The 15,986-nt window shown below is 70.4% G+C and carries 16 protein-coding genes and 3 pseudogenes; 11 read left to right on the forward strand and 8 right to left on the reverse strand.

What is annotated here, in order from left to right:
- Positions 1-28: 28 nt before the first annotated feature.
- Positions 29-1,198: a hypothetical protein gene (locus KQY30_RS12170; protein ID WP_217306840.1), complete on the forward strand. Its 1,170-nt coding sequence runs from the start codon at positions 29-31 to the stop codon at positions 1,196-1,198.
- 167 nt (positions 1,199-1,365) lie between these two features.
- Here the strand turns inward: KQY30_RS12170 and KQY30_RS12175 are convergent, their stop codons facing one another.
- Positions 1,366-1,782, reverse strand: a complete 417-nt coding sequence (locus tag KQY30_RS12175) for a PIN domain nuclease (RefSeq protein WP_217306841.1) — start codon at positions 1,780-1,782, stop codon at positions 1,366-1,368.
- Positions 1,779-2,030, reverse strand: coding sequence for a type II toxin-antitoxin system VapB family antitoxin (locus KQY30_RS12180; protein WP_217306842.1), 252 nt, complete (start codon positions 2,028-2,030; stop codon positions 1,779-1,781). The genes KQY30_RS12175 and KQY30_RS12180 overlap by 4 nt, the downstream gene beginning before the upstream one ends.
- A 368-nt stretch (positions 2,031-2,398) precedes the next feature.
- On the opposite strand from KQY30_RS12180, the gene KQY30_RS12185 reads away from it, so the two are divergent.
- The 6 genes and pseudogenes from KQY30_RS12185 to KQY30_RS36375 all read left to right on the forward strand — a co-directional run bounded on the left by KQY30_RS12185 (position 2,399) and on the right by KQY30_RS36375 (position 5,793).
- The gene (locus KQY30_RS12185; protein ID WP_217306843.1) at positions 2,399-2,785 is read left to right on the forward strand and encodes a CPCC family cysteine-rich protein; all 387 of its coding nucleotides are present in this window, start codon (positions 2,399-2,401) and stop codon (positions 2,783-2,785) included.
- A 238-nt stretch (positions 2,786-3,023) separates the two neighbouring features.
- Complete coding sequence (locus tag KQY30_RS12190; RefSeq protein WP_254407087.1) at positions 3,024-3,512, forward strand: hypothetical protein; 489 nt, start codon at positions 3,024-3,026, stop codon at positions 3,510-3,512.
- A 3-nt stretch (positions 3,513-3,515) separates the two neighbouring features.
- Positions 3,516-3,848 (forward strand): annotated as a pseudogene (locus KQY30_RS36365) (DUF6000 family protein); the annotation flags it as partial.
- A complete protein-coding gene (locus KQY30_RS36370) occupies positions 3,845-4,165 on the forward strand; it encodes a DUF6000 family protein (protein WP_254407578.1) in 321 nt (106 codons plus the stop codon). The pseudogene KQY30_RS36365 and the gene KQY30_RS36370, both read left to right, overlap by 4 nt.
- 228 nt (positions 4,166-4,393) lie before the next feature.
- A pseudogene (locus KQY30_RS12195) lies at positions 4,394-4,609 on the forward strand (hypothetical protein); the annotation flags it as partial.
- Positions 4,610-4,788: 179 nt separating this feature from the next.
- Positions 4,789-5,793, forward strand: a complete 1,005-nt coding sequence (locus tag KQY30_RS36375) for a hypothetical protein (RefSeq protein ID WP_254407088.1) — start codon at positions 4,789-4,791, stop codon at positions 5,791-5,793.
- Between the two features lie 408 nt (positions 5,794-6,201).
- Here the strand turns inward: KQY30_RS36375 and ychF are convergent, their stop codons facing one another.
- Complete coding sequence (gene ychF / locus KQY30_RS12205) at positions 6,202-7,290, reverse strand: redox-regulated ATPase YchF (protein ID WP_046503869.1); 1,089 nt, start codon at positions 7,288-7,290, stop codon at positions 6,202-6,204.
- A 551-nt stretch (positions 7,291-7,841) separates the two neighbouring features.
- Here ychF and KQY30_RS12210 point away from each other — a divergent pair.
- Positions 7,842-8,414, forward strand: a complete 573-nt coding sequence (locus KQY30_RS12210) for a DUF6542 domain-containing protein (protein WP_254407089.1) — start codon at positions 7,842-7,844, stop codon at positions 8,412-8,414.
- Positions 8,415-8,509: 95 nt separating this feature from the next.
- Here KQY30_RS12210 and ppgK read toward each other — a convergent pair whose 3' ends face one another.
- Together ppgK and KQY30_RS12220 are read right to left on the reverse strand one after the other, a co-directional pair.
- Positions 8,510-9,247, reverse strand: a complete 738-nt coding sequence (gene ppgK / locus KQY30_RS12215) for a polyphosphate--glucose phosphotransferase (protein ID WP_302185312.1) — start codon at positions 9,245-9,247, stop codon at positions 8,510-8,512.
- 120 nt (positions 9,248-9,367) lie between these two features.
- The gene (locus KQY30_RS12220) at positions 9,368-10,414 is read right to left on the reverse strand and encodes a 4-hydroxy-3-methylbut-2-enyl diphosphate reductase (RefSeq protein ID WP_217306845.1); all 1,047 of its coding nucleotides are present in this window, start codon (positions 10,412-10,414) and stop codon (positions 9,368-9,370) included.
- Between the two features lie 271 nt (positions 10,415-10,685).
- Here KQY30_RS12220 and xseA point away from each other — a divergent pair.
- Positions 10,686-11,895: pseudogene (gene xseA / locus KQY30_RS12225) on the forward strand (exodeoxyribonuclease VII large subunit).
- Between the two features lie 75 nt (positions 11,896-11,970).
- Positions 11,971-12,213 carry an exodeoxyribonuclease VII small subunit gene (locus tag KQY30_RS12230; RefSeq protein WP_217306846.1) on the forward strand — a complete coding sequence of 81 codons (243 nt, stop codon included), beginning with the start codon at positions 11,971-11,973 and terminating at the stop codon, positions 12,211-12,213.
- A gap of 491 nt (positions 12,214-12,704) precedes the next feature.
- Here KQY30_RS12230 and KQY30_RS12235 read toward each other — a convergent pair whose 3' ends face one another.
- On the reverse strand, positions 12,705-13,289 hold the full coding sequence (locus tag KQY30_RS12235; protein ID WP_254407090.1) for a DUF4245 domain-containing protein: 585 nt from the start codon (positions 13,287-13,289) through the stop codon (positions 12,705-12,707).
- 123 nt (positions 13,290-13,412) lie between these two features.
- Here KQY30_RS12235 and glpX point away from each other — a divergent pair, with 123 nt between their 5' ends.
- On the forward strand, positions 13,413-14,444 hold the full coding sequence (gene glpX, locus KQY30_RS12240; RefSeq protein ID WP_217306847.1) for a class II fructose-bisphosphatase: 1,032 nt from the start codon (positions 13,413-13,415) through the stop codon (positions 14,442-14,444).
- 294 nt (positions 14,445-14,738) lie between these two features.
- Here the strand turns inward: glpX and KQY30_RS12245 are convergent, their stop codons facing one another.
- On the reverse strand, positions 14,739-15,107 hold the full coding sequence (locus KQY30_RS12245; protein ID WP_046507567.1) for a WhiB family transcriptional regulator: 369 nt from the start codon (positions 15,105-15,107) through the stop codon (positions 14,739-14,741).
- A gap of 185 nt (positions 15,108-15,292) precedes the next feature.
- The gene (locus tag KQY30_RS12250; RefSeq protein ID WP_217306848.1) at positions 15,293-15,976 is read right to left on the reverse strand and encodes a DUF1707 domain-containing protein; all 684 of its coding nucleotides are present in this window, start codon (positions 15,974-15,976) and stop codon (positions 15,293-15,295) included.
- Positions 15,977-15,986 lie beyond the last annotated feature (10 nt).

Raw genomic sequence — 15,986 nt, forward strand, 5'->3', positions numbered from 1 at the left:
TGTCAGTGGTGGCTGCTTCCATGGCGCCATGAGCACTGTGCACGAGACCGCGCGCCTTCTCCCCGACCCCGCCCGACTCCGGGCCCATCTGCATGCACTGGCTGTCCTGGACGCGACGATCGCCGGCGATCCGCAGTTCAGCCAGTACACCTTTGACACCGCCTGGGGCCCCGGTGGGGAGGCGGCCCTGATGGAGAACGGCGCGGGGGACGACTTCTCCGTCCACTTCACCCCGGCCGGCGCGCTCATACGCGGCTTCAGCCACGAGTCGGAGATGAGTCCGTACGGGACGGACGACGAGCAGGTCTGGCCCGGTGTCATCGATGACGTGCCCGCCACGCTGCGCCCGCTGCTGGACGAGCCCGCGTTCCGCGACGAGGGTATCGACGTTCCTCGGGTCACCGCCTGCCTGTGGTGGGAGACCGGTGACACGGCCTGGCGCACCGGCTCGGCCATCACCTTCCCCGCCGGCGGCGAGGACCCGGACGGCTCCGGATTCCTCTTCCGTCTCCTCACCGACTGCTCCGCCGAGGCCGTCCAGGCCCACTTCGAGGACGACTACGAGCGCCCCGTCCCCCTCGACGCCGTTCGCCACGTCCTCGCCGGCCACCCCCTCACCGCTGCGATCTCCAGGGCCCTCAACCCGGCGGCCCTCTCGGACGACGCGCTGCTCCACAGGATCACCTGGCACCCCGAGGTCGCCTCCTACCTGGCCTGCGACGGCGAGTTCGACCTTGCCCGCACCGACCCGATCGAATCGATCGTCCTGCCCAACGGCCTCCCGGTGGAGCCCGTCGCCGGCTGCAACGCCGGCGGCACCCACTACCTCTGCGGCCCGGCCGTCCCGGGCGGCCCGCGCCCCGTCCTCTACACGGACTCCGAGGGCCAGGCCTCCCTCATCGCCGAGTCCCTCGCCGAGGCACTGACCCTCGTCATCGCCCTCCCGTCCTGGCACGACGCCCTGGCCGGCTTCCGGCCCCCGGCCCTCAACTCCGACTACCTCGACGACCACCCGGACCACCCCGCCGTCCGCGACCGCCTCCTCGCCGCACTCCGCCTTCCCCCGGCCGACGACCGGGAAGTCCTGGACCGCCTGCTCACCACCGCCGCCCGCACCGTCCCCGACGGATTCCTCCCGCACGTTCGCGATGAGGAGGAGTCCACCTTCGAGCCGATGCTCGAACTGCCAGCCGAGTAGGCCCGGACCCGACGGTCGCTGACGGCGCATCGGAATATCCAGCACTCATCAGCACTGCGACGCCAAAAAGGCCGACTCCCCGAGGATTCGCGACGATCCGACGGACGACGCGCAAGCCCTGCCCTCACCGGTGAGGCACGCCCTGGCACGGCCTGCGCGTTCCCGGCTCAGTCGGCGGTGCCGGGCTCCACGACCCACTCGGCTTGCAGCCCGCTCACCGAAGCAATCATGTCGAAGTCGCCGTCGTAGTGCAGGACCGTGGCCCGATGGCGCTCGGCGGTTGCCGCGATGAGGATGTCGGCCAGCGACAACGCCCGATGAAAGCCGGCGTTCAGAGCCAAGGCTTGGATCTCGAGCGCCCGCTCGAACTCCTCGTCATTGCAGGGCAGGTAGTCAAATCCACGGAGCAGCGTACGCAGTCGCAACGCCTCAGGCTTTCCGCGCGCCGAATACAGAACCTCATACTCGGTCGGGGCGCACACCGCCAGGAGCCCGTCGCGGTCCAGCGCATCGAGCCGCGCCCGCACTCCCGGTCTGCCCCGGCGGGCCAACGCCGACTTGTCGATGAGGTAGCGCCCCTTCACGCCGCCGAGGCCCCGCCTTCACGCTTCAGCGAGCCGTCCGGATTCCGCGGTCCTGTCTGCGAGCGGATCTCCGCGAACGCGTCCTCGAACTCGCCATCGTCAATGGCATCGAACAGCTCCCGGCGCAACCTCAGCCTCACCCCCTCCTCCATGGCCGCCCGCACCGCGGCGGCCTTCGTCTTCACCCCGTACACCCGCATCGCCTGCTCGACGATCTCCTCGTCCAGATCGATCACAGTCCTGGCCATCAGCTATCCCTCCGCAGCACAACAACACAACAACGATATCAATCGGGACTCGAAAATGACATCGGAGTGCCGTGGTGCTCCGAGGGCACCTCGATCGGGGCGGGAGCACGGCCCCGGAGATCGAGGACCTGCCACGTCTGCCAGATCAGCGACGTGGCGACAGGTCAGCAGCTACACGTTGAAGCGGAATGCCTACGGCCTGATCCTGACCTGCGGCGGAGCCCCGCACAAGGCTCTGACCTGGGATTTCCTCGTTGGCATGCGTTGGCTCCCGACAGTCCTTTACGGGTGTCCTGCGGACTGGTCGAGGGGTCCCCGGGCAGAGAAATCCATGGCGCGCAGGCGGGACCTGCAACGAGACTGCGCAGGTGAGCAACGCTTACCCCTGTCCCTGCTGCGGGCACCGCGTGCTGGGCGCGATGCCCCGCTCGTACGAGATCTGCCCCGTCTGCTTCTGGGAGGACGACGGGGTCCAGTGCCGCTGGCCGACCATGGGCGGCGGCGCCAACAAGGTCTCCCTGATCGAGGCCCAGCGCAACTACCAGGACTTCGGCGCCTGCGACGAGCTCGGCCGGCGGTTCGTCCGCCCGCCTGCCGAGGACGAGCCGCTCGACCCCGCCTGGCGCCCCATCGATCTGACACGCGACTCCTTCGAGGGCTGGGCGGCCGAGGACTGCGCCCCGTGGCCCGAGGACCTCTCGGTGCTCTGCTGGTGGCTCCCCACTTTCTGGCGCCGGGACCACTCCGCGTCATGACCTCCCACATCGAGATACTCGTCCGGCAGCTCGACGGCAAGGTCGACGAGTCCTACGACGCCCGCGCGGAGCTGATCTGGATCGGCGCCGACGCCATACCCGCCGTCATCAACGGCCTGCCTTCCCTAGGCGGCTTCGGTCAGCTGACCGCCATCGAGGTCTTCGAGGAGGTGGGCGATCCCTGTTGCGGCCCCGCTCTCATCGGCCTGCTGGACAGCGACAACCCGACCGTCCGCGAATGCGGGCGATGGCCCTGGCGAGCCTGGAGATCGACGGCGCCATCGAGCCCCTGTGCCGCGCCTACCGCGCCTGCCTGGAACGGGCGACCCCACCGGACTGGACCGAGTCCGTCGGCATCCGCTGGGCGCTGACCGAACTCGGCGCCCGCACCCCTGTCGTCCCACCGCTCACCGCGCGCCTACGAGCCGCCACCGCGGCCAACGCCCCTGGCTGGCCCTCAACCCACTTCACCGAGATCATCAACGACCTGGCCGACCACGCCCAGGTGATCCTCTACTCCCAGTTCTGGCGCATGGACGCCGGCGGCAAGTACGGCTTCTCCGGCACTGGCCTGGACTGGGAACTCGACTGGACCGCGCCCTGGGAGCACCTGGTCGAAGAATCCCGCACCTGGTCCCTACTGGAAGCCTCCGAAGCCCCCGTCGGCGACAACATCTTCGTCGCCCCCGCCTGGATCGACCGTACCGACCTGTACCCGGAGAGGTGACCGATGCCGTTCCAGCACCCCGAGGAGATCGGCTACGGCTACGTCATCGAGCGCTACGTGGCAAGGAAAGACTCAGGCCACGCGCGCTACCTCGTCCTGAAAAGTGGTCGGTTCCTGCGGCCCGAGTGGCCTCACGCCGAATGTTTCACCCATCACCTCATCGACGACTCGGCCACGATCAACGATGCCGAGCTGGAAGCCCTCCTCGGCTACGAGTGGCGCTCACGCCTTACCGCCGCCTGGCTGGTCGGCGTAGGCCGACGCGCCACGTTCCGCGAACGCATCGGCGACCTGCTCCTGGCCAGCGAGTTCTGTTTCTCCGGCAGCGCCTACTGCTTCGCCCTGGCCCGCTTCGGCACCCACGCGGACGCCGAGATTCTCACTGCCTACCTCGACCATTACCTCCCCCGCGCCGATACCTCCCCCGCGCCGACCTCCGCTACGACCAGCCCGCAGCCCTCGGCGCCCTCCTCCGCCTCGACGCCCACATCGGCACTCACCACGCCGACCGCTTCACGGAGCCTGACGGCCTCTGGGACCAGTGGGTCAACGCCCTGCCACACCTCCGCGACCACCCCGCTTACACCCCTGCCGAGCAGCGCCGCTGGACAGACCTCCTGTGCGACTTCGCCGAGGGCTGGGCCCGTCCGTGACCGTGGCTCCGATACCCGTCGGCAGCCTCGGGTGGGGGACCTGTCTCACAGCGAGCGCAATGGGCGGGGACTCGACTTGCTACCTGCAGGGCCGAAGGCAAGGTCGTTGGTAACGGAATCAGTATCGCTATAGGCACGCCGTCGTTGCCCATCAAGACTGCACATGGAGGGGCGGCGCTGAAGGCCGCGGTGATCTGGCGTGCGACGTCCACGTCCTCCGCGCCGACCAGGGACGTGCCGGTGCGGGCGCGGCTGGCAGATGCCCCCGCCGTCTGGATCAACGACGACTTCACCTGCCTCGACCACGCCTGCGCGTCGGAGCGCACCGCCAGGGGAACGCCGACCCTCATCGTTCAGCCCGACCCACACCGCGGACTGCAGCCCGAGCACCTGACCGAGGTCACCACGTGGGCCTCGCGGCTACCCAGAGCCCCCGCCGCCTGACGTCTGACGCCTCCGCTGCCAGGAGCAGCGGAGGCATCGCGATGCGCCATCAGAGGCACATCCAGGCTGGCTGGCCGCGGCGTGCTGTCTGTGGCGACTGGCATGATCAGCTGCGTGATTCGACTCCTTCCTCCGGCATCGTGCCGTCGGGCCGTAGGAGCCGTCGTAAAGGTTGCTGGGTGAATTCGTGGGAAATCGACCCGGCGTACCAGGCGGTGGTGCGGGCGTTCGTGGACGGGGATCCGCTCGACCAAGTGGGTGGGCCTCTTGACGTTCGCGCGGTGGTGGCGGGCATCCGTCCGAGCGCCAAGGACGGGTTTCTGCTTGAGGAGGTGCCATGGGACCGCTTCCCGGAGGGGGCCAGGGTCCACGAGGCCATGGGGCGGTTGCGCTCGGGCGACGCCGCCGCCGTTGCCAGTGCGCTCGGCACGCTGTTCGGCCTGTGCGCGAACGACATGAGGGCCGCGGCCGCGCCGACGGTACCCTTCCTGATTCGAATGGGTACCGATCCGGAGGAACGCCACCATGCCGAGGCCCTGACCGTGGTGGGCGAGGTGGCGCGCATGCGGCACCAGGGCGTGTGCACCCGTGCCGACATGCTGCGGTTTCGCGGCGATGACGAATGGTCCTTCGAGGTCACCGGCTACCTGCAGAACTGGTCGGTGCAGGCCGCCCGCGAGGCGATCGCAGCGGACACCGATCTTCTCCTGCCCCTGCTCGACGACCCCGACCCCGCAGTGCGCACCGCCACCGCATACGCGCTGGCGGCCGCCTCCGACCGCGCGCAGGACATCCTCACCGCGTTCCACTCCCGCCTGCTCGCCGAGCACACCCCGGCCTCACGCGCGGGCTTGGTCCTGGCGATCGCGGAGCTGGCCCGGGCGCACCAGGACCAGGGGACGGTGGTGTGGATGCGGGCCCGCTGGGCCGACCCCGCACAACCGCCCGAGGTACGCGTGAGCGCGGCGCTGGGGTGGATGTGCCTCACCGACCGACCGGTCACGGACGAACTGCACGCCATGCTGAACAACCTCGCTACCGACCAGACAGCCCGGTTGATGGCGCCGTTGCCGTGGATGCGCGCGGTCGAGACCGCCAGAGGCAGCGGCCTTCACCGCTGCCTGCGCACCATGCTGCACCCCGGCATGCCTGACGTCGAAAACTGTGATGACCCGTGGTCCTGACAACGAGTCGGGCGTTCCCCGTCGGAACGCGTCGGCTGTTCCCGCGGGGAACATGTCGCACGGGGTGCGGCGGTCTCCGCATCACCGGCCCCTTCGTAAGGAGCCTGGCTGGGATCGATCGTCCACTGGTGTGGCCGGCGGGTTTGGCGTGGCGGACAAGGACGACGTGCCGCTGACCGTACTTGGCTTGCGAACCGCTTGCGTCCGCAGGTTCGGCTGAGCCGTGATGCGCCAGTTGAGGATCTCGGCGAGGTGCTCCGCGCTGTCGAACTCTCGCTGGGTGCCCACCTACAGCGGCCTGCTGGTAACCCGTCTGGGAGGTGGCGGAAGGCTTCCTCAGCCGCAGCGGCCTGTCGAAGGCCGCCCAACCCGCTCTGCCGCAGGTCAGACGGCCCACCACCCCCTCAACTACACGTTGAAGCGGAACTCGACCACGTCGCCGTCCTGCATCACGTACTCCTTGCCCTCCATGCGGGCCTTGCCGGCCGCTCGGGCTTCTGGGACCGAGCCTGTTTCCAGGAGGTCGGCGAAGGAGATGACCTCGGCCTTGATGAAGCCCTTCTGGAAATCGGTGTGGATCACGCCGGCGGCCTCGGGGGCTGTGGCGCCCTGTTTGATCGTCCAGGCGCGGGATTCCTTGGGGCCTGCCGTGAGGTACGTCTGGAGGCCCAGGGTGCGGAAGCCCACGTGGGCGAGGGTGGCGAGGCCCGGTTCTTCCTGGCCCACCGACTGGAGGAGTTCGAGGGCCTCCTCGTCGTCCAGTTCGGCGAGGTCGGACTCCAGCTTGGCGTTGAGGAAGATCGCTTCGGCGGGGGCGACCAGGGCGCGCTGCTCGTCCTTGAAGGTGTCGTCCGTCAGCTCCTCCTCGTCGACATTGAAGACGTAGAGGAACGGCTTGGTCGTGAGCAGGTGCAGTTCACGCAGCGGTTCCGCCTTCTCCGTGCCCTGGACGATGCCCGCGGAGAAGAGCGTCTCGCCGGTCTCCAGGATGGCCTGGGCCTCCTCGATCGCCTTGACCTGGCCCAGCACCTCCTTCTTGATCCGCGACTCGCGCTGGAGACGCGGGAGGACCTTCTCGATCGTCTGGAGGTCGGCGAGGATCAGCTCGGTGTTGATCGTCTCGATGTCGTCCTTGGGCGAGACCTTGCCGTCGACGTGGACGACGTTCTCGTCCTTGAAGGCCCGGATGACCTGGCAGATGGCGTCCGACTCACGGATGTTCGCCAGGAACTTGTTGCCCAGGCCCTCGCCCTCCGAGGCGCCGCGCACGATACCGGCGATGTCGACGAAGTCGACCGTGGCGGGAAGGATCCGCTGGGAGCCGAAGATCTCCGCGAGCTTGTTCAGCCGCGGGTCCGGCACCCCGACCACGCCGACGTTGGGCTCGATGGTGGCGAACGGGTAGTTGGCCGCCAGCACGTCGTTCTTGGTCAGGGCGTTGAACAGGGTCGACTTGCCGACATTCGGCAGGCCGACGATTCCGATCGTGAGCGACACGGTGGCGACTTCCTGGAGTGAGGAGGAGAGGAGTAGAGGAGTAGGGGACTGGCGAGGACTGAACGTGGACGGTGATGCGGATGGGCTGAGCTGGGCCGGAGGCCGGGCGCCGGGGCCTGTTCGGTCCCGCTGACGGCCTGTGGCCTCGTGGCCCGGTCCCGGCGGCCGGTCCTGCCTGTTCCGGCCCGGGGGCCGATTGCCCAGTTTACGGGCGGGCCGCGGCGGCCGATGACGGGTCCTGGGCACCACACGCCGTGCCCGGTGACGTCGAACGCAACGCCAAGGTCACCCAAAGAGCGTGTCCATCGCCTGATTCCTCCCCACGTGCCACCTACGTTGGAGCGGTGGAGCAGCACAGGACACGTCAGCCCGGGCGCCGGCCGCCGCAGCAGCGCCCGCACCCCCCGCAGGGCGCCGTAACCGAACGTGTCGGCGTGTACCGGCTGCCCACCGCGCCCCGGCGGCGCGTACGCCCCGTCGTGCACCAGTTGCGAAAGCTCCGGGAAGCCCGCGAAGCCCGGAAATCCCGGGACACGCGAAGGCCCCGGGGCTTGCGCAAGCCCCGGGGCCTGCCGAAATCCGGGAACCTGCGGAAGCTGCGCCGGCTTCCCAATCCACGGTTCACCGGGCTCGGCGCCGGGCTGTTCGCCGCCGCGACCATGCTGAGCATCGCCTTTCTGGACCGGCTTCTGCTCGATGGCGCACCTCTGGTGTATGGGGTGCTGTTCCTGCCGGTCAGCGCGGTGACGGCGCTCTGGGTCCGCACCGCCGATCTGGTGACCGCCCCCATCAGCGTGCCGATCGCCTTCGCGGTCGGCGTCTTCCCCCTCGCCGAGAGCCCCGGCGGTTTCGGCGGGCACGCGATGGCGCTGGTCACGGCGCTGGCCGTGCACGCGGGGTGGCTGTACGGCGGCACGCTCGTCGCCGGGCTGATCGCCACCGTACGGAAGGTACGGGAGATGGCGCACCGCCAGCGCGCCCGGGACGCGGCCGCGCTCCGGGACGCCGGGGCGCTGCGCGACGCCGGGCCGGCATCTCGTACGGCTCCTACGACTCGTGCGACTCGTACGGCCCGGACCCAGGCCAACGGAGCCACCGCGTACCGAGCCGTCCGCCGCGGCTAGCCACGCCACGTACCCACATCACGTAACCGCGTCCCGCCTCGCCTCGCCGCCTCAGGCCCGGCCCCGTGCCGCCCGCCCACCGGGGGCAGTCGCCCCTACCTCCCCGACGCCATCATCGCCGCGCCCACGATCCCCGCGTTGTTCTGCAGCTCCGCCGGGATGATCTCCGCCCTGACCCCCTTGATCAGCGGCAGGAACTTGTCCGCCTTGCGGCTCACGCCGCCGCCGATGATGAACAGCTCCGGCGAGAACAGCATCTCCACATGCTCCAGATACTTCTGCACGCGATGCGCCCAGTGGTGCCAGCTCAGCTCGGCGTCCTCCTTGGCCTTCGACGACGCGTGCTTCTCCGCCTCGTGGCCGTGCAGCTCCAGATGGCCCAGCTCGGTGTTGGGCACCAGCTTGCCGTCGACGAACAGGGCGCTGCCGATGCCCGTACCGAAGGTCAGCAGAAAGACCGTGCCCTTCCGGCCGCGCCCGGCGCCGAAGGCCATCTCGGCCACGCCCGCCGCGTCCGCGTCGTTCAGAATCGTGACCCGCAGGCCCAGCCTGTCGCTGAGAAGTTGGCCCGCGTCCGTATCGATCCACGACTTGTCGACATTCGCGGCCGTACGGACGACGGATCCCGTGACCACCCCGGGGAAGGTGATGCCGACCGGACCCGACCAGCCGAAGTGCTGTACGACCTCGACCACACCATCGGCGACACCCTCGGGCGTCGCCGGGTGCGGGGTCAGTACCTTGTGCCGCGGCTCGGCGAGATCGCCCCGCTCCAGATCCACGGGCGCGCCCTTGATGCCCGAGCCGCCGATGTCCACTCCGAAGACGTTCATGGACACAACGTTACGGCCAGACACCGACACCGACTTCCGGGGGAACGGCCCATGAACCCGCCGCGCCCCCTCTCCCCCGTACGTTCACACCGTACGTACCGCCGGTACGCTCACTTCTCCTCACTTCTCCGTGAGAGCCGCCGCCTCCGCGCGCAGGTCGCGCCGCAGCTCCTTGGGGAGCGAGAAGGTGATCGACTCCTCCGCCGCCTTGACGATCTCGACATCCTCGAAGCCGCGCTGTGCCAGCCACTCCAGAACACCTTCGACCAGTACCTCCGGGACCGACGCGCCCGAGGTGAGGCCGACCGTGGTGACGCCCTCCAGCCAGGCCTCGTCGATCTCCTCGGCGCCGTCGACCAGATGGGACGCGCCGGCACCGGCGCCGAGGGCGACCTCGACCAGCCGTACCGAGTTGGAGGAGTTCTTGGAGCCCACCACGATCACCAGATCGGCCGCCGCGCCCATCTGCTTGACCGCAGTCTGACGGTTCTGGGTGGCATAGCAGATGTCGTCGCTGGGCGGCGAGATGAGCTGGGGGAACTTCTCCTTCAGCGCGCCGACCGTCTCCATCGTCTCGTCGACGGAAAGGGTGGTCTGGGAGAGCCAGACAACCTTCGACTCGTCCCTCACCTGGACGTTCGCGACATCGTCCGGGCCGTCGACCAGGGTGATGTGGTCGGGGGCCTCGCCGGTGGTGCCGATGACCTCTTCATGGCCGTCGTGGCCGATCAGGAGGATGTCGTAGTCTTCCTGTGCGAACCGTACGGCTTCCTTGTGGACCTTGGTGACCAGCGGGCAGGTCGCGTCGATGGTCGCCAGCCGCCGCGTCGCCGCCTCCTCGTGGACGGTCGGCGCGACTCCGTGCGCCGAGAACATCACGATCGACCCCTCGGGCACCTCCGCCGTCTCCTCGACGAAGATCGCGCCCTTCTTCTCCAGGGTCCGCACGACGTACTTGTTGTGGACGATCTCATGACGGACGTAGACGGGCGCCCCGTACTGCTCAAGGGCCTTCTCCACGGCGATCACGGCGCGGTCGACACCCGCGCAGTAGCCCCGGGGAGCGGCGAGGAGGACGCGTTTGCCGGTGCGGCTCGCGGCGTCTCCACGGGGGGCAGCGTCTCCGCTGGGGGCGGGGGCGGGCGACGGACGGGACGTGGCAGTCATGTGTCCCATCGTAAGGCCGCCCTGAAGGCGCGGAAGTTCCCGCTTCCCCCGTGGACTGGACGTACCGCACAGAAGAGGTGCACGGCCGGAACTGGCCGCCGGGGGAAGGCAGTCCGGAAAGCAGTCGGGAAAGCCGTGCTCACAGCGTCCGCCGGGCCGCAGGCCCCGGACCCCCGGACCCGGGCCCCAGGTTTCCGGACCCTCGGCCCCCGCCCCCGGCCTCCGGCCCGATTCCGGAGTGATGTCGTAGGCGGCGGATACGCTCCTCGGTATGGCTCTCCACACATCCGCGGACGCTCCGCTGCCGGTCGGCGAGGTGTCGCGGCTCATCGGCGGCTGGATCGACCGGCTCGGCGCGGTCTGGGTCGAGGGGCAGATCACCCAGCTCTCGCGCCGCCCCGGCGCGGGGGTGGTCTTCCTGACGCTGCGCGACCCGTCGTACGACATCTCGGTGAGCGTCACCTGCTACCGGCAGGTGTTCGACGCGATCGCGGATGTGGTGTCCGAGGGCGCGCGCGTCGTGGTGCAGGCCAAGCCGGAGTGGTACGCGCCGAGGGGGCAGCTCTCGCTGCGGGCCACGGAGATACGGCCGGTCGGGATCGGTGAACTGCTCGTGCGGCTGGAGCGGTTGAGGAAGGCCCTGGGCGCGGAGGGGCTGTTCGACGCCGACCGCAAGAAGCCGCTGCCGTTTCTCCCGCAGCTCATCGGTCTGGTCTGCGGGCGGGCGTCGGCGGCCGAGCGCGATGTGCTGGAGAACGCGCGGCGGCGGTGGCCCGCGGTCCGCTTCGAGGTGCGCAACACGGCGGTGCAGGGGGTCAACGCGGTGGCGCAGGTCGTCCAGGCGGTGAAGGAGCTGGACGCGCTGCCCGAGGTGGATGTGATCGTCGTGGCGCGCGGCGGCGGCAGCGTGGAGGATCTGCTGCCGTTCTCGGACGAGCAGTTGGTACGGGCGGTGGCCGCGTGCCGTACGCCCGTGGTCTCCGCGATCGGGCACGAGCCGGACGCGCCGCTGCTGGATCTGGTGGCGGATCTCCGGGCGTCGACTCCGACGGACGCGGCGAAGAAGATCGTGCCGGACGTCGGGGGAGGAGCTGGACCGGGTCCAGGCGCTGCGCGACCGGGCGCTGCGGAGCGTACGGGGGCTGCTGGACCGGGAGGAGCGCGGGCTGGCGCACGCGCTGGCCCGGCCCGTGATGGAGCGGCCCCACCGGATGGTGGACGAGCGGTCGGCGGAGGTGGCGGCGCTGGCCGACCGGAGCCGGCGGGTGCTGCGGCATCTCCTGGACCGCGCGGACTCGGAGCTGTCGCACACCCTGGCGCGGGTGGTCGCGCTGTCGCCCGCGGCGACGCTGGAGCGGGGGTACGCGGTGCTTCAGCGGCCGGACGGGACGGTCGTACGGTCCCCGGAGGAGGTGGCCCCGGCGGAGGAGCTGCGGGCGCGGGTGGCGGAGGGCGAGTTCACGGTACGGGTCGCGCGGTGAGCGCGGCGCGGGCCGCGGGACCGCGGGCGGAGCGGGTCGGAGCGCGCACGGGCGCGGGTACGGAGAGTGAATGAGATGGCCGGTACGGACAACGCGGCCGTGCTCGGGTACGAGCAGGCGCGGGACGAACTGATCGAGGTCGTACGCAAGCTGGAGGCGGGCGGCACGTCCCTGGAGGACTCGCTGGCGCTCTGGGAGCGGGGCGAGGAGCTGGCGAAGATCTGCCGCCACTGGCTGGAGGGCGCGCGGGCGCGACTGGACGCGTCACTGGCCGACGAGAAGGGGGCCGAGGAACGGGCGGACGAGGACGAGGGCTGAGGGGGACGGCCCCAGGGGCGCGGACCGGGCCTAGTGGGGCCCGGGCCTGGCGGGGCCTGTCGGCGCGCGGCCCGGAAGCGGGGCCTGGGGGCGCGCGGCCTGTCGGAACGCGGCGGGGCCCAGCGGGGCAGGTCGCAGCGCAGGCCGGAAGCGGGACCCCGGGCGTGGCGACCGGTCGGCGTACAGGCCGGAAGCGGGACCCGGGCCGCACGCGGCCTGGCGGAGCCGGTCCGGAAACGGGGCCCCGGGCCATGCGCGGCCGGTCGGAGTGCGATCCGGAAGCTGGGCCGATCGGAGCCCGGCCCGGAAGCGGGACCCGGCCGCGCGGCCTGTAGCGGGCTCGGGCCGCGGTGGCGGCCTCGTCCAAGCCGAGCCGCAGGCCACTCGGGGACCACGCGTCCCCGTCGGCCCGCCCAATGTCCGCGGTGATCAGCGGCGTGTCGTCGGCGGCGCCATCCCCCAGGAGAACCGCGGCCCCCCAGTCGTACAGGTCAGGACGTCGGCTGAGGCTCCGCCGATGCCGATGCCGACCCCGGCCCGGCCCCCGGCTCCTGCTGCGGGCCCGGGTCCAGTGCCGCCGCCATCTGTGCCAGCCGCTCGTACGAGGCCGTGCCTGTCACCACTGTCGTGGCCCTGCCCTCCGTACGGACCAGGGCGTCGTACTTCGGCCCCTCCCAGCGCCGCCAGGCCTCGCCCGCCACCTGCTGGGACCTGCCCGTGTCGGCCGCCTGCTGGCTGACCTCCGGCACGTACTTCCGCGCGGGCTCCGTGGACTGCTCGACCGCGACGTACTCCCCGTCCGGGTCCAGGAAGCCCAGGTGCCAGGCGTCGCCGTCCTGGGCGCTGTACGAGACGGACGTCGGCTTCCACGCACCGGTCAGGCCCGCCGGCGCCAGCACCGGATACGGCGCGGCGCGGCGCGCGGTCAGCAGCTCGACGCGGTAGTCGACCGCCTTGACCGGGACCGCCTTGTCGTCATGCGGAATGAACACATAGATGCCCGCGACAACGACCCCGATGACCGCCATCGACAGGAACATGTCCCGCACCGTCTGCCTGCCTCGCATACCTGCCACCCCACCATCGTCGCATCAGGGCTGCCCGCTCATCCGTGGGCCCCTCTGCTCAATATGGCGGGGTGCGGATACAGTCGTATCACCCTCTTTTCCGGCCGTCGCCGTACAGAAAGGTGCGATCCGATGACCGAACATCACCTGCCTCCCCCGCTTGAGGTGTCTCCCGAGGCACCCGACCGCAATCTCGCCCTTGAGCTGGTCCGTGTCACCGAGGCGGCCGCGATGGCGGCCGGCCGGTGGGTCGGGCGCGGTGACAAGAACGGCGCGGACGGCGCCGCGGTGAACGCGATGCGCACCCTTGTCTCCACGGTGTCGATGAACGGCGTGGTCGTCATCGGCGAGGGCGAGAAGGACGAGGCCCCGATGCTGTACAACGGCGAACGGGTCGGGGACGGCACCGGCGCCGAGGTCGACATCGCGGTCGACCCGATCGACGGCACGACCCTCAACGCCAAGGGCATGCCCAACGCCATCGCGGTGCTGGCCGCCGCCGACCGCAACACCATGTTCGACCCGTCCGCGGTCTTCTACATGGACAAGCTGGTGACCGGGCCCGAGGCGGCGGACTTCGTCGACATCGACGCGCCCGTCGCCGTCAATATCCGCCGGGTCGCGAAGGCCAAGCGCTCCTCGCCCGAGGACGTCACCGTCGTCGTACTCGACCGGCCCCGCCATGAGGGCATCGTCAAGGAGATCCGGGAGACCGGGGCCCGGATCAAGTTCATCTCCGACGGCGACGTGGCCGGTTCGATCATGGCCGCGCGCGAGGGCACCGGGATCGATCTGCTGATGGGCGTGGGCGGTACGCCCGAGGGGATCATCTCGGCGTGCGCCATAAAGTGCCTCGGCGGCGTGATCCAGGGCAAGCTCTGGCCCAAGGACGAGGAGGAGCGGGAGCGCGCGATCGACGCGGGGCACGATCTGGACCGCGTGCTGTCCACCCACGACCTGGTCAGCGGCGACAACGTGTTCTTCGTCGCCACCGGCATCACGGACGGCGAGCTGCTGCGCGGGGTGCGCTACCGCTCGGAGACCGCGACCACCCAGTCACTGGTCATGCGCTCCAAGTCGGGCACGATCCGGCAGATCGACTCGACCCACCGGCTGTCGAAGCTCAGGGCCTACAGCACGATCGACTTCGACCGCGCCAAGTAGCCGCGCCGGCGCACGTCCGGGCACGCGCAAGCCGCCGGGCAAGCGCGAGCGGCCGGGAGGCGCCATCGGCCGGGTACGCGCAGGCCGCCGGGCAGGCGCGGGCCCCCGGGCGCGCAAGCCACCGGGCGGACGCGGACATCGGAGAGGGCGCCCCGTTGTGCGGCGGGGCGCCCTCTCCGTATCCGAATCCGCGTGCGCGCCAGGACCGCGGAAGTACAGACGTACGGGACTACAGACGTACGGGAGTACGGGACTGCGTGGTCACGAGGGGATACGAGACGGCCGTGCGGCCGGTCAGCCGGCGATCCGCTCGCCCGCCGCCGCGGCCTTCCGCAGCTCCACCTCACGCCGTCTCCGGCGGGCCAGCACCACCCGGCGCTCGGCCGCCGTCAGCCCGCCCCACACTCCGTACGGCTCGGGCTGGAGCAGCGCGTGCTCCCGGCAGTCCACCATGACCGGACAGCGGGCGCAGACCCGCTTCGCGGCCTCTTCCCGCGCCAGCCTCGCGGCTGTCGGCTCCTTCGATGGGGCGAAGAACAACGCGGCTTCGTCCCGACGGCACACCGCCTCCGAATGCCAGGGGCCGGCCTGATCCTCCCGAGCGGGACTCCGCTGGGACGGTACGGCGGCGACCTGCAGGGGCTGATGCGGCAGTTGCAGCACGGTCTACTCCTGACGACGGCTTCGCGAGCGAGAGACGATGCAGCTTTCCCTACCCGCTGTGCGCGCTCCTAAGCACTGCGTGGCACCGAGTTCGGAGTGCGGAACACCGCCCTGAATTCCGGACGTTCAATCACCGGCGGTCGCCTTTGGCCGGAAAAAACCAGTGCCCGGGCCGCTAACCGGGCTCAGTGGCCGAGGTGCTTACGGAGCCGGTCGCGGAGGTCCGCCACCCGCTTGCCGCGCTTCGGCTTGGCCTCCACATTGCCGAACACGGAGTATCCGTTCACGACGACGGCCGGGGCGTCCACGTCGGGGGCCTCCAGGGTGAGGACTTCGAAATTGCCGAAGATGCCCGTGCCGTTGCCGCGCAGCGAGATGTTCTCGGGGACGCGGACCTCGACATTGCCGAAAATGGACGTCGCGTTGATCACCGTGACGCGCTGTCCGAAGAGTGCTTCGGTCAGATCGATCTCGATATTGCCGAAGAGCGCGAAGGCGTTGGTCCTACGGCCGATGCGCCAGCGCCCCTTGCGGGTCGAACTGCTGAAGACCGCGACCAGATTCTCGGCGGGCGCGGTGGGGTCCTCCGGGCCGTATCCGTACGCCGCCGACGAGTGCGCGGCCGGGGCGGCCGGCCTGCCGCCGGGGCCGGCCGCGGGCAAGTCCCGTACGAGCGGCTCCAGTTCGCCCAGGGTCTTGGCCCGGTAGACGGCGTCGATCCGCTCTCCGTGCTCCTCGGCGTCCAGGCGGCCCTCCGCCAGGGCCTCCCGGAGGATGTCGGCGATCCGGTCCCGGTCGGCGTCGGAGGCCCGCATACCGGCGGGCTCCGCCGGCACAGCCGGCTTCTGGGGGTGCTTTTCGAGGTCCACGGAGCCAGGG

This window comes from Streptomyces sp. GMY02, assembly GCF_019056675.1.
GTDB classification, from domain to species: domain Bacteria; phylum Actinomycetota; class Actinomycetes; order Streptomycetales; family Streptomycetaceae; genus Streptomyces; species Streptomyces odonnellii.